Consider the following 20,412-nt stretch of genomic DNA (forward strand, 5'->3'; position numbering starts at 1 on the left):
GCAAGGATTCATTGATTTAACCGAATTATGACCGTTCTGACAGTTTGTTTGATGGATTAATGCACATTAAAAAAGGGGCTGATGCCCCTTTTTATGAAATTAGTTAAGCTTATTCAGCGTTGGGAACTCAGAGTTCTTAATCGCATCAATACTCTTAACGAAAGGTTTCATATCCTGAAGGTCACTAGGAAGTTTTGAAATGGCTTTCTTCGCATCAGCGCGAGTGGCGTAGTCTCCGTAAAGGACTGTGTACCACTTTGTGCCGTTGACGACTTTATAGTTTTCCCACACTGGCTCGCCATCACGTGGTAGTTTACGTGCAAACTGGTCCACTTTGGTTTGGCTGCCAACCGCAACAACCTGAATCGTGAAACCATAACGTGGGTTCATCGCTTTTTGTTTTGCAGTTGGTGGGATAATCGCGACTGCTGGCTTAGCCTTCTTCTGAGGTTGCATGTTAGTCATTTGCTTCTCAGCCATCGGCCTTACAGTCTTAACCGCTTCTTCCGTGACGCCGTTGGTAACGCCTTGCTCTGAAACAATCGGCTTCTCTACTGCCGCTGTTTTGTAATCCTCACGATAGCTTTCAGAGGACACGTCAGTTACGTAATCACTCGATACACACGCTGAAAGCACCACTGATAAGCCAACTATTGCGATTTTTTTCATGAATTCTTCAAATGCCTTTTGTAGAAGTTACTGTAAATCATGCCGTTAGATAGGATTAGAATCAACCCAACATTCTAATTATATATCAATACACTGTGACACATGGCACAAAGTCGGAGTCACGTCAGGTGATCTGATTAAAACAACGCCTAATTATCTCTGAATTCATTTAAGTGCTTGGTTAATATTAGCTTAAACGCTGAATGTCGGAGTGCATAAATGAATAGTCTAAGCCACTTACTTAAACCAAAGTCAGTCGCTGTTGTTGGAGCTTCGACCAGAGCGATGCGAGCAGGCAATATCGTTATGAAGAATCTTCTTCAAGGCGGGTTCGAAGGTGCAATTATGCCCGTCACTCCACGTTATAGCTCAGTGTGTGGTGTTCTTGCTTATAAAGATATAGATTCACTCCCCATTACACCAGATGTCGCTATTTTATGTACAAACGCGAGCCGGAATTTAGAACTCTTCAGGCAGCTTGCCGAGAAAAAAGTAAAAACGGTTATTGTTCTCTCTGCAGATATGCATTTGGCTACTGACGATGGTTGTAGTATTCAGGAAGCCTGTCTTACGGTCGCTCAACAGTCCAATATGCGTGTATTAGGTCCTAATAGCCTTGGTATTATCCTACCTTGGATCAATTTTAACGCATCATTTTCGCCGGTCACTGCGCAGCAAGGGAAAATTGCTTTTATCTCTCAATCAGCAGCGATGTGCACCACAATACTCGATTGGGCAAATGACAAAAACATTGGCTTTTCTGCTTTTATCTCTCTTGGTAATGCCCTCGATATAGACTTTGCAGATTTGCTCGATCACCTAAGTACTGATGCTCATACGGAAGCTATACTGCTTTACGTCGATACCATAAAAGACGCAAGACGATTTATGTCTGCAGCTCGCGCGGCATCTCGAAATCGTCGAATTTTGGTATTGAAAGGAGGTAAAACGTCAGCAGGTCGGTTAGCCGCTCAAGCCCACACTGGTGGAGACAATACCCTCGATATTATTTATGACTCAGCAATTCGCCGTACCGGTATGTTAAGGGTAAACAACTCACATGAGCTATTTGCTGCAGTAGAAACACTGACTCATTCAGTCCCACTTCGTGGTGAACGCCTTGCCATTATCACTAATGGTGGCGGTCCCGCAATCATGGCCGTTGATACCCTGCTAGTCCGTGGTGGGAAACTAGCTGCTCTTCCAGACGAAGTGATAGAACAGCTCAGTGGCGTATTACCTTCCAGTTGGAGTTACAATAACCCGATTGATTTAGTGGGTGATGCAGGACCTCAGCGTTATATTGATACACTCAATATTTTAATGGATAGCGACTGTGCTGATGCCATTCTGATTATGCATAGCCCTTCTGCTATCGCCCACTCCGAGAAAACGGCAATGGCTATCGTGGAAGCAATTAAAGCGCACCCTAGGCATAAACGATTTAATATACTCACTAACTGGTCCGGTGAACTTACGGCGCGGCCTGCCCGTCAAATATTTACTCAAGCAGGAATTCCAACCTACCGAACGCCCGAAAGTGCCGTTGTTGCATTCATGCACTTGGTTGAGTACAGGAGAAATCAAAAACAATTGATGGAGACACCAACCACTGCAGAACCAGTGCATATTAGAGAGTTAAATGAAGCCAAGAAATGGATAAACAACAAACTACTGGATAAAGAAACAGTATCACTAGATACTCACCAAATTGGGCAATTTCTTAAGCACTTTGATTTTAATGTCTTACCCACTTGGATTGCTTCTGATGCCAGTGAAGCGGTTCACGTTGCCGAACAAATTGGTTACCCTGTCGCGGTAAAACTCCGATCTCCAGATATTGCCCATAAGTCTGATGTACAAGGGGTTATGCTCAACTTACGTAATAGTCATGAAGTCGCCAGTGCTTCACAAGCGATTCTCGACAGAACGAAGCTTTCCTATCCTTCTGCTCATGTGCATGGCCTTTTGGTTCAAGGCATGGCAAAACTTGCAGGTGGCGAAGAGATACGTATCAAAGTCAAAACCGATGAGACATTTGGCCCTGTGATTTTAATTGGGCAAGGCGGCTCAGAGTGGGATGAGTCTATCGATGCGGCGTCTGCGCTCCCACCGCTCAACATGACACTGGCTCGCTATTTGATCGTCAGGGCAATAAAGAGCGGTAAAATTCGCTTGCAAAAGCTACCCATACCAATGGATATCCAAGGTCTGTCTGAACTTCTAGTTCGGATATCACAAATGGTCGTGGATTGCCCTCAAGTTCACGAGCTGGATATCCATCCAGTCCTTGCAGTTGGAGATAGCTTTACCATTCTTGATGCAGATTTAATCCTCAAACAATATCAAGGTGATGCTCAAAAACGGTTAGCTATTCGCCCATACCCAGTTGAGTATGAAGAAAAAATTGAGTTAAGAGATGGTGAAGTTATCCTATTACGCCCTATCCTTCCTGAAGACGAACCTGGCCATGCAGATTTTATTCGTAATGTATCTAAAGAAGATCTGTACAAGCGTTTTTTTAGTGATGTAGGAGAGTTTAACCACGAGGCTCTAGCTAACTTGACGCAAATTGATTACGACCGAGAAATGGCGTTTGTTGCCGTAGCTGACTATGATTCGCAACCGAAAATCATCGGTGTCTCTCGTGCATTGATAAACCCTGAAAATACAGATGCTGAGTTTGCGATTTTGATTCGATCTGACCTCAAAGGAAAAGGGCTAGGTAAGATTTTGATGAACAAAATCATAGACTACTGTCGCCACAAAGGAACTCAGCAAATGTCGGGTATGACCATGCCAACTAACAGGGGAATGTTGATGTTGGCACAGAAACTCGGGTTCAAACTTGATGTTCAGTTTGAAGATGGCGTCGCTGACATGGTGCTCCCGCTTCAGTAAGCCAGCAACGAGCTTGGATCACTCTTTAAGCATCCAATTTTTCTTAAGATACTTAATACACCATGATTTTGCTTCACCCATTTGGTTTCTTTTCCAAGCAAGTATGATGTCTATATCAAACGTTTCCGTATCTGAGATCTTAGCGAGCGTTCCATCATCTATTAAAGGCTTTGCCACCGATTGCGGCAGGGTTCCGATTCCTAAGCCGGATTGCAGAGCTTTAACTTTGGCCGGTAGATTGCTAACGGTTAGCCTTGGTTGTCTTTGAAGGATGTTAACGCTTATAGCTGGTTGTTCTCGTGCGGTATCAGCAATTGCGATGACTCGATACTTAGCTCTTGCTGCTTCATCGAATGGGCCGTTCCGTTTATGGACATAATGATTCGGTGCTGCGACCCAAATCATTTTCAATGAACCAATCGATTCCGCTTTCACATCAAGTGGTAACGTTTCTGGTTTTGGGCAGACCAACAGATCAGATCGACTTTCATCAAGTGATTCCCAACAACCGGCAAGAATCTCTTCTTGTAGCCGAATACGTGTTGAACTGACATTGCTTAAAGCCTCTACCATAGGGAAAAAGTGTTGTACCGGAATCACCCCATCAAAAGCGAGTGTGATATCTAACTCCCAGCCATTAGCAAGCACACTGGCATCATTAACTAGCTTTTCAGTCGCGGCTAAAATGGCTCGCCCTCTTTCAAGAATGAGCTTACCGGCACTGGTGAAACTCGCTTTGTGCCCTGAGCGGTCAAAGATCATGATGTCTAGATCTTGTTCAAGTTTCTGTATCTGATAACTCAGCGATGAAGGTGCTCTATCGAGCTCATTCGCTGCTGCTGCGAAGCTTCCTCTGCGATCTATTGCATCGAGAATATGCATGGCTTCTAGAGTAATTGGACTTTGCAATGCTGTTATTCCTATTAATATAAATTAATGATTAGCGAAAATAATCACATTTCCAGCGTACTAAATAAATCTTTACAATTGTAAATAAAATGTTTATCCGACTGTATTAAAAAGACTTTTAATTAATTAACACGAAGATCGGTAAAAGAAGCAACACGAATAAATAATACGAACGATAGTAATTATCATTTAGATCCTATAGAGTTCTGTCCGTCCCAAACATAAGCCTCATTGTGGATCTAAAGGTAATTACAACAATGTATAAAAAATCATTATTATCAGCTTCAATTATACTCGCTCTTGCCTCGAACGCGCACGCTGAAGAGTATGCATTATTTGACGAGGTCGTGGTATCCGCTTCACGCACAGAACAACAACTTGAAGATGTTGCTGGATCGGTATCTGTTGTTACAGCAGATGATATCGAAAACAACATGACATCAGGTTTGGAAGATGTATTTAAGTACACACCTGGGGTCACAATTCAAAGTAATTCACGTCAAGGTGTTCAGAGCATCAACATTCGCGGTATGGAAGGAAATCGTATCAAGGTGTTAGTCGACGGGGTTTCTCAAACAAATCAATTCACCCCTTCCGGTACTCAATCATACAACTTCATAAACTCTTCTCGTGTTGATGTAGACACCGATCTCTTAAAGTCAGTTGAAATCGTTAAAGGTGCAGCGTCATCTCTTTACGGCTCAGATGCGATTGGGGGTATCGCTGCTTTTGAAACGATTGATCCTCAGGACCTTCTTGATGGCCGTGAGTCAGGTGGCCACCTCAAGTTCAACTACTCTTCAGCAAGTAATACTTTTAGTGAGTCTGTCGCTGTAGCTAAGAAGTTTGATGATTTGGAAGCGCTTGTTGCCTATACAAGACGTGATGGTGACGAACTTGATAACTTTGGGACGCCTGACAAGCAAGATACGACAAATAATAACTTACTTGTAAAACTGGATTACAAAGTCAATGACGATCACCGTCTTAAGTTCACTGGTAATGTGATTCACAATACCGTAGATACTGATCTTACAAGCACTAGCTACACTAACTATACCGGTGACGACACCACTGAACAGCAACAAATTGGCATCGAGCATATTTGGAACACTAATGCTCAGTTCGCGGATACTCTTACTTGGCAGCTCGATTGGCTGAAAAAGGAAGAAAATGGTGTTACAAACCGCACATCGAATGGCGGAATGTTTTTGCCAACAGCAGGTAATGTTCAAAAGAAAGACTATATCTACGAAGACAAAGGGATACAGTTTGATTTGCAGCTAGATAAGTCTTTCTCTGTAGGGAATGCAGAACACTACTTGATTTATGGTGTCGAATATTCTGATAAAGACATCAAAAATCTTAACAATGAATATAACTCCATTGATGCAGACAAAGTCATTTTCTATATCCCTGCAGCATCTGAAACACGATATGGCTTCTTCGTACAGGACGAAATAACGTTTGGTAACCTTGTTGTTACACCAGGTATCCGTTTTGACTCATTTGAGACAGATCCGGGTGATGCAAGCTCAAACCCAAGTGGGAACGACCAATCAGAATACAAAAAATACTCTGACTCTGCATTGACGGGCCGCCTTGGCACAGTCTATACGCTAGATGAACAAAACAAAGTTTTTGCTCAGATTAGCCAAGGCTTCCGCGCACCAGACTTCCAAGAACTATATTACTCATTTGGTAATCCAGCTCACGGTTACATTAACTCGCCAAACCCTGATTTAGAAGCCGAAGAAAGTGTTTCTTACGAGCTAGGTTGGCGCCATAATACCAACGTTTCTTCCTCAGAAATCTCGTTGTTCTATAGTGATTATGACAACTTCATTGATTCGCAAATAGTAAGTGGTTCAAATACGCCAGCTGATCCTTCGGTATACAAAAACGTAAACATAGACGAAGCCAAAATTAAAGGTATTGAAGCTTCAAACACATTCTATTGGGATGAGATTGCTCCTGTGGAAGGTTTCAGCTCACGTATCGCCGCTGTTTACACTGAAGGTGAGGACCACGAAGGTAAGCCGTTGAACAGCGTAAACCCTTGGAATGCTATCGTTGGTGTCAATTATGACTCACCTACTGGCTCTTGGGGTACATCATTTAGCGTAAGCTATACTGCCGGTAAAGATGCTAAAGACATTAACTCATCAGGCTCTAGCGATGAGTACATCACAATTTCAAGCGCAACGGTGGCTGACCTAACAGCATACTATGTTCCTGTTGAGGATCTAACGCTACGTGCTGGTATTTTCAACCTTGCAGACAAAGAGTACTACAACTGGAATGACGTACGTGGCTTAACTGAGGAAAACAAAGATTTGACTCAAGCAGGTCGTAACTGGGCCATTACTGCTAAGTACGAATTTTAAAACCTGCCTTTACTAAGTCATTAAGAGCTTAGTTTAAAGCCATCGCTGGATACTCTGCTTTAACAGAGGTAACAGCGATGGCTTTACTTATGGCTAGCTAATATTTGAACTGAGAAACTTCCGCATTTAACTGCTCAGCCTGTGAAGACAAGCCCTGAAGAACATTATCCACATCACTAACTTGGCTCGATACCGCTGAAGATGCATCTGCGATAGAGGTAATACTGCCACTGATCTCATCAGTCACCGCTCTCTGCTCTTCTGTTGCTGCCGCAATTTGCACATTCATTTCATTAAGATCGTTCAGCATGGTCACGATCTGTTCCAGCATAACTGCGTTTTGGTCACACGTATCTACTCCTTGTGAAACCGTGCTATTAGCGTTTTCTATACTCTTCGATACATCATTAGTTTCACGCTGCAAAGATTCAATCTTCTCACGTATTTCTTCTGTTGATGATTGAGTACGCCCAGCTAGGGAGCGGACTTCATCCGCAACTACAGCAAAACCGCGGCCTTGTTCCCCCGCCCTTGCCGCTTCAATAGCAGCATTGAGAGCAAGTAAATTTGTTTGCTCTGCAATACCTTGTATGACATCCAATACTTCAGCAATGGAGTTACTTTCATGATGTAAACGACCAATAGCCTCGACAGCGGTCTGCATTTCTTCGTTTAAACGTGAGATTTCTGAGCCCAAATTACGTCCGACAGTTACCCCTTCACTGCCTGTATCGTTCGCATTCTTAACAAACTCAGCCGCTCGACTCGCAAACTGTGCCACCTCAGCAATTGAAGCACTCATTTCGTTTACCGCGGTCGCTACCGATTCCGTTCTGTGATTCTGATCCTGAACGGCTGCTCGAGTACTGTTCATATTCCCTGTCATACTTTGAGTATTACTATTGAGATTTTCGGTCGCCTCAGCAAATTTACGAATAATATCCTGTAAGTGAGTAAAGAGAGAGTTGAGGGACATCGCCAGATCAGCCATCTCATCTTTGCCGTCTTCCTCAAGGCGCTCTGTCAAATCATTGTCACGACTGATTTTTTGTATTTTCTCGCTCGCAATGCGTATAGGTCGCGCAATACTGTTACCAAGAAAGTACGAAACTAATACGGCCGCTATTACACCTACGACAATACTGGTCATCACAGTCGTAAGTTTGGACTGAACAAGCACATCCAAATCCGCTAACGCTTCTGCCTTATCTATTTCAGTCACAATAGCCCACTGCAATCCCGCAGCATCTAGAGGAGAATACACCGACAAAACTTCTATACCACGGTAATCATTAATCACATTAGAACCACTTTGCCCTCGGAATGCTGCTTTAACGCTATCCGTGTCCACCATCTGACGACCAATCGCTGAAGACTTACCTTGTATTTGATCAATTATCGAGCTAGACACACCTGAGCTTTCTAGCTCCTTAATATATTGGTCAGGGTCTTCGATAAGAAAGCGAGATTCACTTCTTAACAAATGATCGGGCCCCACAAGATAGGTCTCTCCTGAATTACCGAGTCCAGCATAACTCCAGTTTTCCTCAAAGGTCATAATGCCGTTAATCTTATCGACGGGCATCTGGAATATCAGTACACCAATAGTTTGATTATCCACTCTGACGGGAGTGGCAATAAAGGAGGCTGCCGCTTCATATGAAGGAAAGTATGGCGCAAAGTCCTCAAGGTGATATTGAGAAGACCCTAAATTTAGCGCCCCTTTGAACGCTCTGGCGATACCGCTGCCTGCATAAGGGCCAGAGTTAAGATTTGTCGCATAATCAAGTTCTTTGAATACCGAATAAATAACGTTGCCGCTAGGATCGACTAAGAAAATGTCGTAATAACCAAACTCTTCTAAAAAGCCTTTGATACTTGGGTGGTACTTACGATGCACTTCATCGTATTCCGTACCCAATGAGTCTGCCATCATTTGATGCTTTTCGCCTAGTGGATTTGGGTTGACACCAATGTAACGAGCTTGAAGTGCTTTTGCTCTTGGTGACAACCTATTCAACTTCTGCATTTCATTTGCAGAGTTTCCGCCATTAGCCGTTCGATAGGTTGTGCCAAAACTCGATGTGTAATAATTGCTAAGGCGAGATAAATCACTGGCACTCACAGATTCAACAGGATAACGCTCAAATGTGTCTTTAAACGCCACCATCGCATCCCTGACACCAATGGAATTGGCTGTGGTCAACATTTGCCCACGTATGTGTTGGAAGTAATTTTCTATTTCACTTCTTTTGTTTTCTCGAATGGAAGTAAGCTGACTAACGGCACGTTGAAACAGTGCTTGTTCTGAGAGCACTGATGCTCTCCACCCTACAAAAATCCCTGTTGCAACAACGGCAATACTACATAATAAGGTTGAAGCCAAAACTATTTTAGTGGCAATCTTCATAACCGAACCTCTTTGCGGAAACTCCATCTCCGCCTCTGTGTTTATTCAGAAGAGTCTTGCCAGCTGACGTACGATTTATATGCATTTAGTGATATAAGTGTAATCATAAAAGTCGATTTTTTCGATTTTGGTTAGGTTTATTGTTGTATGGAAAATTAAACCCTGAGGTTAAAAATTCTATAACCAATTGAAATAAAATCAAAAAAAGCCAATCCACCCTACTCATTAAGTAGTAATTGCAAACTGGTCTAACCTGTTAAATTCATCAAAAATAATTCTCGATCAACTTATATCTGCCTGTAATAGCGTCATTTAATCAACCAGTATGTCGTGTGCGAATCAATGACATCGTAGAGCTATTCATTTAGTAACGAGTTTGGCTCTGTTGTGAGTATCAAAAAGAAGTTTTCAGACAAATTTTGCAAAAAAAACCGGATAATATTCTTGTAAAATTCTCCAAATCGATAGTGAATCTTTTCAGATTTCGATATTCCCACTCAAAAAAACCAGCACTTTCATCTGTTTTTTAACGTTTGTAAGAATTAGTTTACTCCGAGGTAACGCCCCAAATCAGGCGCAATTTAACATTTTGGTTACACTTAGGTTAACTGGCATAACCAAGATTCATCACTGGATTAAGTTTATATAGCAGTGTGAAAGAATGCATATGGCTAATTCTCTAGAATAGTATTTCAGGCTATAACAGAGTTCAGTACGCGAAACTTGGTTTTGCCCGGAGGATGTTAATCAATTGCTGCCAAAGAATGCAGCGTAACAAGGAGCTTGAGATGAACGTTCAGGCCTTACCCATGAATCGATTTATCGATCATCATGGTCAAGTAGTTAAACCACTCCCTGAGTGGGCTGATGCTGCGACACTGAAAAAGTTCTATTGCGACATGGTTGTCGCACGCACCTACGACAATAAAGCTGTCGCCTTACAAAGAACCGGAAAGCTAGGAACCTACCCATCTCACTTGGGAGCTGAAGCCTTTGGTATTGCCATCGGCCACGCACTGCGAGTACAAGATGTTTTCGTCCCCTATTATCGTGATATGCCTGCAATGTGGGTTCGCGGTATCGGTATGGAGAAGAATCTTCAATACTGGGGTGGTGATGAACGCGGTAGTGACTTCTGCCCAGAGGGTAGTCACCTATCGTGCCAAGACTTACCATTCTGTGTTCCTATTGCCACACAATGTACTCATGCAGTTGGTGTGGCGGCGGCGTTAAAAATAGCAGGCGACCATAATGCTGCACTCGTCACCTGTGGCGATGGTGCAACATCAAAAGGTGACTTCCTTGAGTCCATCAACTGTGCTGGTGCTTGGAATATTCCACTGGTGTTTGTGGTTAACAATAACCAATGGGCGATTTCAGTACCACGTGCACTACAATGTGCTGCTGATTTTCTTTCGGAGAAAGCGAAAGGCGCTGGCATACCTGGTATCACGGTTGACGGCAATGACGTTGTTGCCATGTTTGACGCTGTTTCTACCGCTTTAGATAGAGCCAGAAAAGGTAAAGGCGCAACGCTTATTGAGGCAATCAGCTATCGTCTTAGTGATCATACGACCGCAGATGATGCCAGCCGCTACCGTAGCAAAGATGAACTAAACCAAGCTTGGCAATACGAACCCATTCTCCGCCTCAAAAATTACCTCCTCAATTACGGGCACTGGTCTGAAGAAGAAGAGCAAGCCTTACTTTCTAAAGCAAAGCTAGAAGTCGAAGAAGCGGTTGAACGTTATCTTAACCTCCCTCCTCAAGCTCCTGAATCTGCGTTTGACTATCTGTACGAATCCCCCGTTACAGAACTGAATAACCAGAGAGATGAACTGATCAATAAAGCGATGCGAATGCAGGGAGGCAAACATGTCTGAGATTACACTCGTTGAAGCAGTTAACCTCGCCTTGCATCATGAAATGAGCAAGGATTCTAAGGTTGTCGTTTTAGGTGAAGATGTGGGTGACAATGGTGGTGTATTCCGTGCCACTGTTGGGCTAAAAGAAAAGTTTGGTCTAAAACGAGTCATTGACACCCCACTTGCAGAAGCCTTGATCGGCGGTGTGAGTGTCGGTATGGCAACGCAGGGCTTGAGACCTGTGGCAGAGTTTCAGTTCCAAGGGTTTGTGTTTCCCGCCATGGAGCACCTGATGTGTCACGCTGCTCGAATGCGTAATCGAACACGAGGCCGCCTAACCTGCCCGGCGGTTTTTCGTGCACCTTTTGGCGGTGGTATCCATGCACCAGAGCATCATTCAGAGAGCATCGAAGCTCTGTTTGCTCACATTCCAGGGTTCAGAGTTGTGATTCCATCATCACCCCAGCGTGCTTATGGATTACTGCTAGCGGCTATTCGCAGTAATGATCCTGTGATGTTCTTTGAGCCAAAACGTATTTACCGCACAGTTAAATCTAATGTCATTGATAATGGCGAAGCTCTACCGCTTGATAGTTGTTTTACGCTTCGCAAAGGCCGTGACGTCACACTAGTCACATGGGGCGCTTGTGTGGTTGAGTCATTACAAGCAGCGCAAAGGCTGTCAGAACAAGGTATTGAAGCTGAGGTAATAGATCTCGCGAGCATCAAACCTATCGATATGGATACTATTTTGAAATCGCTCGACAAGACAGGACGCTTACTGGTCGTGCACGAAGCCAGTAAAACCTGTGGTGTCGGTGCGGAGATCATTGCACGTGCGGCCGAACATGCTATGTGCACTCTTAAGGCGCCACCAAAACGCGTAACAGGTATGGACACGGTTATGCCTTACTACCGAAATGAAGATTATTTTATGATTCAGGAAGAAGACATTGTTATTGCAGCAAAAGAACTCGTGGAGGGATGGAAATGAGATCATTTTTATTGCCAGATCTTGGTGAAGGGCTCGCAGAGTCAGAGATTGTGCAATGGCATGTGAACGTCGGTGATATGGTCGAAGTAGACCAAATTATATTAACAGTCGAAACAGCAAAAGCTGTTGTCGAAGTACCAGCGCCCTATAGTGGTAAAATTGTCAGCCGACATGGAGAGGAAGGTGATGTCATCAATATCGGTAGCCTTCTGTTAGAAATCGAAGAAGAAGGGACGACAAAGAAAGCAGAATCCAAACAAAAAGATGCTGCAACTGTTGTTGGCAATGTCTCAAGCCAAACTCATCAAGTCGATGTCGACGATTTTTGGATCGGTGCTTCACACAATACCAGCGAAGGCTCCCCGATCACAGCGATGCCTTCTGCGCGCTTACTTGCGAAAAAACTCGGGGTGGATCTTCTTCGAGTAAAAGGCAGTGGTCATGACGGTATAATTACCGACGCTGATATTTATGAAGAAGCTGGCAAACAGCAACCGGGAACAGAAGTGCTAAAAGGCGCTCGTAGAACCATGGCTGGCACCATGGCTGAGTCTCATCACAATGTGGCGTCAGTGACGATCACCGAGGAGGCTTTGTTAGAAAATTGGAAAAAAGGGGAAGATATCTCGAGTCGGCTAATCCAAGCCATTGTGCATGCCTGTGAGAAAGAGCCAGCACTTAATGCTTGGTTTGACGCCGAAACGATGACTCGATGCGTACATAGCTCTGTGAATATTGGTATTGCAGTGGACAGCAGCCACGGTTTATACGTCCCCGTTCTGCGTAACGCTAACGAGGTGAAAACGGAAGATATACGCTCGTGGCTAAATGAAACGGTGACAGGCATCCGTGACCGGAAAATTGGCCGTGAGCAGTTGCAACATGCCACTATCACATTGTCTAATTTTGGTGCCATTGCAGGAATTTATGCGACTCCCGTTGTCTCCCCTCCTCAGGTAGCGATCGTCGGTGCGGGGCGTATTATTGAAAAAGTCGTGATGCGAAATAATGAAGCGGTCGCAGTCAAAGCGATGCCACTCTCGGTCACTTTTGACCATAGAGCGTGCACCGGAGGCGAAGCAGCTCGCTTTACCAAACTATTAGTTGAGCACTTGGAAATGAAGCTTAACTAGCTTTTTTAGCCGCGACTTGGTTGCGGCCATTTTCCTTCGCGCTATAGAGTGCCTGATCTGCGCGCTCTATGGCGCTTTGCCAATCATCACTTCCGTTAAACTGAGTCACGCCAAAGCTTGCGGTACAAAAATCGACATTACTCGGTAACATTTTTGCTTTCTTAATCGCCTCTCTCAGCTTTTCGGCTACAATGACCGCATTTTCAGTATCAGTATTTGGTAATAAGACTAAAAATTCTTCCCCACCATAGCGAAAGCTTAAATCGTCTTTACGGGTTTGCAGTATCAGAAGCTTACCCATAGTCCTTAGCACTCGGTCCCCAGCTTGATGCCCATACGTGTCGTTGATTTTTTTAAAGTGATCGATATCAAGAAGTAACAAAGATAGAGGTTGCCTGTGCCGGCTCGAACGAGCTACTTCCCTAGGAAGTAGCTCTTCCAAAGCACGACGGTTATAAAGCTGGGTCAATTCATCTTTGATGGAAGTATCATAGATAGTCGCAACAAGTCGCCCTGTTAGCATCCATGTCACTGAAAAACCGATGAATATGATCATGAGTAATGTACTAACAAACGCCAGTTGATGAGCGGTTCCAGAAAGCATGAAGTCATCAATTCTTTGCTCAAACAACGTCCAGATAAAACGGAATAAATTATAGATGCCCTGTGTTGCTAATCCTATTGAAAGCAGATACTTAGAGGGTGTCATGTCGGCATTTTTGCCTTTTTGATTAGCAATAATAGTAATGAAGCATAAACTTGATACATACGTGCTCATAAGAATGACACGTGCATTGGTCGAAGGCATAAAGAACGTAAAATAGGTTAACCCGACTATCAATACTGGAAAAGTATAAAAACCTATGTTGGCAGTTTTTCTCGGGAAGCCTCTGAATTGACAAACTCCCCAAAGTAAAATGATGTAACTAAACGCCATTAAAGAGTTGGCGAGTATCTTAGAGATCCAATGAGTGATTTGATTACCAAAGCTAAGGAGAAGGAAACTCACGGAGAGTAAAAGCAGCGCAAAAGCTATTGTGCTAATACCTCTAACGGTAGGTTGAAGTTGCTGAATCAATAACAATCCAATGCAATAACATAAAGCCAACAAAACACAGATAATAGACAATGTGGCTATATCTAAGTGTATGCTCATCGAATCCCCTCACTAAACACCAATAGATTGAGTTTAGGAGAATTATTGCTCGCTTACACATAAAACCCCGCTAATTTTTAGCGGGGTTTTACTTTTAAATTGAGTTAGTTAATTCTGGTAATATTTCAAACAGGTCGCCAACCAAGCCATAATCGGCAATCTGGAATATGGGAGCCTCAGGATCACTATTGATAGCCACAATCACCTTAGAATCTTTCATCCCTGCCAAGTGCTGAATCGCCCCTGAAATCCCGACTGCAATATAAAGCTCAGGTGCGACGATTTTGCCTGTCTGACCGACCTGAAGATCATTAGAAACAAAGCCTGCATCTACAGCAGCACGTGACGCGCCAATAGCACCACCTAACTTATCAGCGAGCTGCTCGACCATCACAAAGTTCTCTTTACTAGCAAGACCTCGGCCGCCAGACACAACCACTCTCGCAGCAGGTAAATCTGGACGTGCACTTTCTGTTCTCTGACGCTCCACCAATTGGGATAAATCGTTTACGACGTTAATATCCACAGGCTTGATCTCTGCGGAAGAATCGTCGTCTATCGGTACCATATCGAATGCAGAGCTTCGAATGGTCATCATTTTAATCCGGTCTGATGATTTTACTTTTGCTAGCGCATTACCGGCATAGATAGGTCTGATAACAGTATCCTCAGACTCAATCTTAATAACATCTGACAATTGTCCGACATCCAGTAAAGCCGCAACTCTTGGCATTAGGTTCTTGCCAAACGTCGTCGCAGGAGCAAGCACATGTGTAAAGTCCGCCGCAACCTGTTGTACTAATGAAGCACAGTTCTCTGCTAGCTGATCTTGATAAGCGTCTGAATCTGCGACCAACACTTCTTTGACTGTATCGACTTTAGCGACTTGCTCTACGACTCGCTGACAAGCGCTGCCTACGACCAGTGCGCTGATTTCAGTGCTGAGTGATGACGCCGCTGACAAGGTTTTCAATGTATCCGCTATCAAGGTCTGGTTATCGTGCTCAACGATGACTAAGGTTTTCGCATTCATACTTATTTCCCTCACAACACCTTGGCTTCATTCTTAAGTTTATCAACCAGTTCTCCCACACTGGAGACCATCACTCCAGAAGAACGCTCAGCTGGAGTCATTACTTCGATGATTTCATGGCTGCGTACCAAATCAACACCGAGATCCGCTGCTGAAATAACATCTAAAGGTTTTTTCTTGGCTTTCATGATATTCGGTAATGAAGCATAACGAGGTTCGTTAAGACGCAAATCGGTACTAATGATTGCAGGTAAAGCCAATTTCACCGTTTCTAAACCGCCATCTACTTCGCGTGTTACACTTACCCAGTCTCCGTCGATTTGGACTTTGGAAGCAAATGTGCCCTGCGGTCTATGAGTCAACGCGGCGAGCATTTGCGCGACCTGATTGTTGTCAGTGTCAATGGATTGTTTACCCAGAAGGACGATGCCAGGTTGCTCTTGCTCGATTAAGCCTTTCAGTAACTTTGCCACGACTAGCGGTTCTGGTGACTCATTTACCTCTATATGAATAGCTCTATCAGCACCTAGCGCCAATGCCCCCCTGAGGTTCTCTTGACAGGCAATATCACCAATAGAGACGACAATCACCTCTTCTGCAACACCGGATTCTTTCAGGCGAACCGCTTCTTCCACTGCAATTTCGCAAAATGGGTTCATCGACATTTTGACGTTGTTGGTTTCAACACCGCTGCCATCACTCTTCACCCTAACTTTGACATAAGGGTCAATCACTCGCTTTATGGCGACTAGTATTTTCACATCTCCTCCTTGGTGCTAAAGCATTTCCAGAACGATAACAAGTTGATAGATGATGTGTTTATCGCTGTTTTATGTCGCAACTTTGCGGCTTAATATCACATTAAACACAACTCATGTCGGTTTTTTAACCTATACTCAGCTTAGTAAAGTTTACGTTTACGTCAACTGCACTATATTTATCTATAAGAATTAATTGGCAAGGTAGGTTTACACCATGGAAAGAGAATGTATGGAGTTTGATGTCGTCGTCGTTGGAGCCGGACCTGCGGGGTTATCGACCGCAATCAAACTCGCCCAACTCAGTAAAATCAACGAAGTACCTCTATCGATCTGTGTTGTTGAAAAAGGGGCTGAAGTCGGTGCACATATACTTTCAGGTGCAATTTTTGAAACCAAAGCTTTGGATGAACTTTTCCCTGACTGGAAAGAACTTGGTGCGCCAATCAATAATCCCGTCACCTGTGATGAGTTCATGTACATGACGACAGCAAGCAACCATATCAAGATGCCTGCATTTTTGACTCCCAAGCTAATGCACAACAGTTCCAACAACCACGTAATTAGCCTAGCGAACTTGTGCCGCTGGCTTGGTCAGAAAGCCGAAGAGTTGGAGATTGAAGTCTATCCGGGTTTTGCTGCTGCTAGTGTGAATTATGATGAATCAGGTGCCGTAACGGGTATTAACACATCCGATATGGGTCTGAACAAATCAGGAGAACAAAAACCAACGTTTGAGGCTGGGATAGAACTGAAAGCCAAATACACTGTGTTTGCTGAAGGTGCACGCGGCCACTTGGGCAAACAGCTCATTAGCAAGTTCAACCTCAATGAGGGTCGACAACCGCAACACTACGCCCTTGGATTAAAAGAAATCTGGCAACTCCCTCCGGACAGCGAGATCCATATGGCAGGTAGTGTGCTTCATGGCGCAGGTTGGCCTCTGAACGAAACAGACTCTAGCGGTGGTAGTTTTCTTTACCATCTAGAAAATAACCAAATCGTCGTCGGGTTGATCATTGATTTAAACTACTCGAACCCATACCTCAGCCCATTCGATGAATTTCAACGTTTTAAGCACCACCCTGTGATTCGACAATACCTCGAAAGCGGTGAACGGATTTCGTATGGCGCAAGAGCGATCGCTAAAGGCGGTTTTGACTCATTACCCAAACAGCAGTTTCCGGGTGGGCTACTGATTGGTTGCGACGCAGGGACGTTGAATTCAGGAAAAATCAAAGGCAGTCATACTGCTATGAAATCCGGCATGCTCGCTGCCGAAGCGGTGTTCGACGCACTCCAAGCAGACGATAGCCAGAAAGTAGCTGATTATCAAAGCCTGTTTGAGTCATCGTGGCTGTTTGACGAGCTAAAGCAGAGCCGAAACTTTGCCTCTTCAATCCACAAATACGGTGCGATTATGGGAGGAGCACTAGCAACCTTCGAACAAAACATCTGGCAGTCTCTGTTTAACAAAGCAGCACCGTGGGTGATTTCCGATCCACAAGCAGATTACCTTTCGATGAAAGAAATTTCCCAGTGCGAGGCGATTCACTATCCTAAACCCGATGGCAAACTAAGTTTTGATAAGCCCTCTTCTGTTTACCTTTCAGGCACACAGCATGAAGAAGACCAGCCCTGTCATTTGATTATTGCCAGTGAAAGTATTCCTATTGAAAATCACCTGCCTCTTTTTGATGAGCCCAGCCAACGCTACTGCCCTGCTGGCGTGTACGAAATTGTCACGGTAGATAACAAGCCAAAGCTACAGATCAATGCCGCCAACTGCTTGCATTGCAAAACCTGTGATATAAAAGATCCTTCGCAAAATATCACTTGGATACCGCCAGAAGGTGGCGGTGGTCCCAATTATCAGAATATGTAACTGTATTTAACGAGAAATCCAGCACTTAGTGAAAGTGATCAAAGTTTCTATTTCTTACGTATATGAGAATAGGTCTCAACTACAAACCGTGAGGAATAAATATGATTAAACGTAGTGTTGGAATTCTTGCTGTTGTCATTGGTTCGGTCAGCTTCGGAGCTCAAGCAAGCGCAGAATGTTCTGTTTCTGTTGATGCGAACGACATGATGCAGTTCTCAACTAACAGCATTAGCGTCCCGTCTAGCTGTAAAGAAGTCACACTAACGTTGAACCATACAGGTAAGCTGGCTGCAACCTCTATGGGACACAACGTGGTTATTGCCGATACAGCGAATGTTCAGGCTGTAGGTACGGAAGGTATGTCGGCGGGCGCGGCGAACAACTACGTCAAACCAGATGATGCACGTGTTTACGCGTTCACCAAAATCATTGGTGGTGGCGAAAGCACTTCAGTGACATTCAGTACAGAAAAAATGAAAGCAGGTGGTGACTACACCTTCTTCTGTTCTTTCCCTGGCCACTGGGCAATTATGAAAGGGAAGTTCGAGTTAAAGTAACTCATTTCTAAAACAAAAAAGGCACGTAACTCACGTGCCTTTTTAACGTTTGAAAGCTTAAGCTTTACATGAATATCCCGCCGTCGACTTCAAATACACGCGCATTCACGTAGTCATTCTCAAAGATAAACTTAGCGGTATTCGCAATTTCTTTGGGATCGCCCATCCGACCCACGGGTACCATTCTTTCCAGACGCTCGCGCGCTTCTGGTTTCATCGCTCCCGTCATCGATGTCTCAATCACACCAGGTGCAATAGCGGCCGCTCGAATACCATACCTTGCCAGCTCTTTACCCCAAGTCGCCGCCAGAGTCGCCACAGCTGCTTTAGACGCCGCATAGTTTGTCTGACCGATGTTCCCAGCACGAGCAACGCTAGAAATGTTGATGATGACCCCTTTTCGCTTGGAATTGATCATCTGAACCGCGGCTTCTCGTCCACACAAAAACGTTCCGGTAAGGTTCACGTCAATCACGGAGTTGAATTGCTCAAGCGACATTTTAGTCATCTCACCATCTTTGACTTTCACCAGTAAACCATCGCGAAGAATCCCAGCATTATTGATCAGGCCGTCTAACTGTCCAAAATCAGTGACAATGTCACTGAATACCTGCTCCACTTCCTGCTCATCCGTCACATTAACTTTGTAAGTCAGTGCTTTAACCCCGAGCATGTTGCACTGTTCTTTGGTATCCATCAGGGCTTCTTCGTTAACATCCAGTAGGGCTAGTTCCGCGCCAGCTTGCGCTAGTGTGATAGCCATCATCTGACCTAAGCCTTGCCCTGCACCAGTAATCGCTATTACGCTCTGTTTTAGATCCATCGGCGAACTCCGTTACTTTTTAGATTGATAAAACTCGAACAAACTTGAAAAGTCTAGCTCTTCATTGCCATTTGCGTTGTGAAAAGCATACAGATTTCGGGCTAAAGACCCCATCGGCACGGAAGATTGGCTCTGCGCAGCAGCATCCAGCCCTAACCCCAAGTCTTTAAGCATCAGTTTACTCATAAAACCTGGCTTAAATTCGTTGCTAGCAGGTGCTGTTTCCATCACACCTGGGCAAGGGTTATACAGTTCCAGTGCCCAGTTACGGCCAGAGCTTTGCAGCATGATGTTAGAAAGGACTTTCGGGTCCAATCCATTATCAATGCCTAGGTTGAGTGCTTCACAAGTCCCTGACATAAGAATACCCAACATCAGGTTATTGCAGATTTTACCCATCTGTCCATCACCAGCTTTACCAGCATGGAAGATGTTTTTGCCCATATGTTTAAGAACAGACTCTGCTTTTTCAAAGGCACTGTCTGAACCTCCGACAATGAAAGTAAGCGTCCCCGCTTTTGCCCCTGCCACACCGCCAGAGACAGGTGCATCAACAAAATCAAGCCCCTTCTCTGCCGCGCACTGGGCAACAATGCGAGCTGACTGGGGATCAATAGTCGAAGAGTCAATCAGAAAAGTGCCATCTTCAACCATATTTAGTAAGCCAACACCACCGCTATGGTCGCCAAGATATACCGCTCGCACATGCTCGCTGGCAGGTAACATTGTTACCACCGTATCCGCGCCTTTGACAGCATCTTCCACTGTGGGCGCAGCAACGGCACCCGCAGACTCCAGTTTTTTTACTGCTTCAGGCATTAAGTCGAACACCTGCACTTTCAAACCAGCAGCAAGTAAGTTTTCGGCCATCGGGCCACCCATATTACCTAAACCTATAAACGCTATGGTACTCATGAATTATTTCCTTCTTT

Annotated in this window: 15 protein-coding genes; 7 read left to right on the forward strand and 8 right to left on the reverse strand. The window is 44.4% G+C overall.

Annotated elements, in window-relative coordinates; translation table 11 throughout:
- Window positions 1-99: 99 nt before the first annotated feature.
- Window positions 100-669 (reverse strand): SPOR domain-containing protein, encoded by a 570-nt coding sequence (locus CTT30_RS19120; RefSeq protein WP_239864081.1) that lies wholly within the window; start codon window positions 667-669, stop codon window positions 100-102.
- A 219-nt stretch (window positions 670-888) separates the two neighbouring features.
- On the opposite strand from CTT30_RS19120, the gene CTT30_RS19125 reads away from it, so the two are divergent.
- Window positions 889-3,570: a bifunctional acetate--CoA ligase family protein/GNAT family N-acetyltransferase gene (locus CTT30_RS19125; protein WP_252036670.1), complete on the forward strand. Its 2,682-nt coding sequence runs from the start codon at window positions 889-891 to the stop codon at window positions 3,568-3,570.
- 18 nt (window positions 3,571-3,588) lie between these two features.
- Here the strand turns inward: CTT30_RS19125 and CTT30_RS19130 are convergent, their stop codons facing one another.
- On the reverse strand, window positions 3,589-4,479 hold the full coding sequence (locus tag CTT30_RS19130; protein ID WP_239836335.1) for a LysR family transcriptional regulator: 891 nt from the start codon (window positions 4,477-4,479) through the stop codon (window positions 3,589-3,591).
- A gap of 257 nt (window positions 4,480-4,736) precedes the next feature.
- Between CTT30_RS19130 and CTT30_RS19135 the strand changes: the two genes are divergently transcribed.
- Window positions 4,737-6,866, forward strand: coding sequence for a TonB-dependent hemoglobin/transferrin/lactoferrin family receptor (locus CTT30_RS19135; protein ID WP_252036671.1), 2,130 nt, complete (start codon window positions 4,737-4,739; stop codon window positions 6,864-6,866).
- A 97-nt stretch (window positions 6,867-6,963) separates the two neighbouring features.
- Here CTT30_RS19135 and CTT30_RS19140 read toward each other — a convergent pair whose 3' ends face one another.
- Complete coding sequence (locus tag CTT30_RS19140) at window positions 6,964-9,276, reverse strand: methyl-accepting chemotaxis protein (RefSeq protein WP_252036672.1); 2,313 nt, start codon at window positions 9,274-9,276, stop codon at window positions 6,964-6,966.
- A 788-nt stretch (window positions 9,277-10,064) separates the two neighbouring features.
- Here CTT30_RS19140 and pdhA point away from each other — a divergent pair.
- Genes pdhA through CTT30_RS19155 form a run of 3 tightly spaced genes read left to right on the forward strand, consistent with a single transcriptional unit; the run spans window position 10,065 to window position 13,268 of the window.
- Complete coding sequence (pdhA, locus tag CTT30_RS19145; protein WP_239864077.1) at window positions 10,065-11,159, forward strand: pyruvate dehydrogenase (acetyl-transferring) E1 component subunit alpha; 1,095 nt, start codon at window positions 10,065-10,067, stop codon at window positions 11,157-11,159.
- Window positions 11,152-12,135 carry an alpha-ketoacid dehydrogenase subunit beta gene (locus tag CTT30_RS19150; protein ID WP_239836331.1) on the forward strand — a complete coding sequence of 328 codons (984 nt, stop codon included), beginning with the start codon at window positions 11,152-11,154 and terminating at the stop codon, window positions 12,133-12,135. Before pdhA ends, CTT30_RS19150 begins: the two co-directional genes overlap by 8 nt.
- A complete protein-coding gene (locus tag CTT30_RS19155; RefSeq protein WP_239864076.1) occupies window positions 12,132-13,268 on the forward strand; it encodes a dihydrolipoamide acetyltransferase family protein in 1,137 nt (378 codons plus the stop codon). The genes CTT30_RS19150 and CTT30_RS19155 overlap by 4 nt, the downstream gene beginning before the upstream one ends.
- Here CTT30_RS19155 and CTT30_RS19160 read toward each other — a convergent pair.
- From CTT30_RS19160 to CTT30_RS19170, 3 genes are all read right to left on the reverse strand, one after another.
- Window positions 13,261-14,424, reverse strand: coding sequence for a GGDEF domain-containing protein (locus CTT30_RS19160; protein WP_252036673.1), 1,164 nt, complete (start codon window positions 14,422-14,424; stop codon window positions 13,261-13,263). The genes CTT30_RS19155 and CTT30_RS19160 overlap by 8 nt on opposite strands.
- Before the next feature lie 94 nt (window positions 14,425-14,518).
- Window positions 14,519-15,457 carry an electron transfer flavoprotein subunit alpha/FixB family protein gene (locus CTT30_RS19165; protein WP_252036674.1) on the reverse strand — a complete coding sequence of 313 codons (939 nt, stop codon included), beginning with the start codon at window positions 15,455-15,457 and terminating at the stop codon, window positions 14,519-14,521.
- Between the two features lie 11 nt (window positions 15,458-15,468).
- Complete coding sequence (locus CTT30_RS19170; protein ID WP_252036675.1) at window positions 15,469-16,218, reverse strand: electron transfer flavoprotein subunit beta/FixA family protein; 750 nt, start codon at window positions 16,216-16,218, stop codon at window positions 15,469-15,471.
- Window positions 16,219-16,432: 214 nt separating this feature from the next.
- On the opposite strand from CTT30_RS19170, the gene CTT30_RS19175 reads away from it, so the two are divergent.
- On the forward strand, window positions 16,433-18,100 hold the full coding sequence (locus tag CTT30_RS19175) for an electron transfer flavoprotein-ubiquinone oxidoreductase (protein ID WP_252036676.1): 1,668 nt from the start codon (window positions 16,433-16,435) through the stop codon (window positions 18,098-18,100).
- A 101-nt stretch (window positions 18,101-18,201) separates the two neighbouring features.
- Window positions 18,202-18,657: an azurin gene (azu, locus tag CTT30_RS19180; RefSeq protein WP_252036677.1), complete on the forward strand. Its 456-nt coding sequence runs from the start codon at window positions 18,202-18,204 to the stop codon at window positions 18,655-18,657.
- A gap of 64 nt (window positions 18,658-18,721) precedes the next feature.
- Here azu and CTT30_RS19185 read toward each other — a convergent pair whose 3' ends face one another.
- Both CTT30_RS19185 and mmsB read right to left on the reverse strand, forming a co-directional pair.
- Window positions 18,722-19,480, reverse strand: a complete 759-nt coding sequence (locus CTT30_RS19185) for an SDR family oxidoreductase (RefSeq protein WP_006960839.1) — start codon at window positions 19,478-19,480, stop codon at window positions 18,722-18,724.
- A gap of 12 nt (window positions 19,481-19,492) precedes the next feature.
- The gene (gene mmsB / locus CTT30_RS19190) at window positions 19,493-20,395 is read right to left on the reverse strand and encodes a 3-hydroxyisobutyrate dehydrogenase (protein WP_252036678.1); all 903 of its coding nucleotides are present in this window, start codon (window positions 20,393-20,395) and stop codon (window positions 19,493-19,495) included.
- Window positions 20,396-20,412 lie beyond the last annotated feature (17 nt).

This window comes from Vibrio coralliilyticus (assembly GCF_024449095.1).
In the GTDB taxonomy this organism is placed as follows: Bacteria; Pseudomonadota; Gammaproteobacteria; order Enterobacterales; family Vibrionaceae; genus Vibrio; species Vibrio coralliilyticus_A.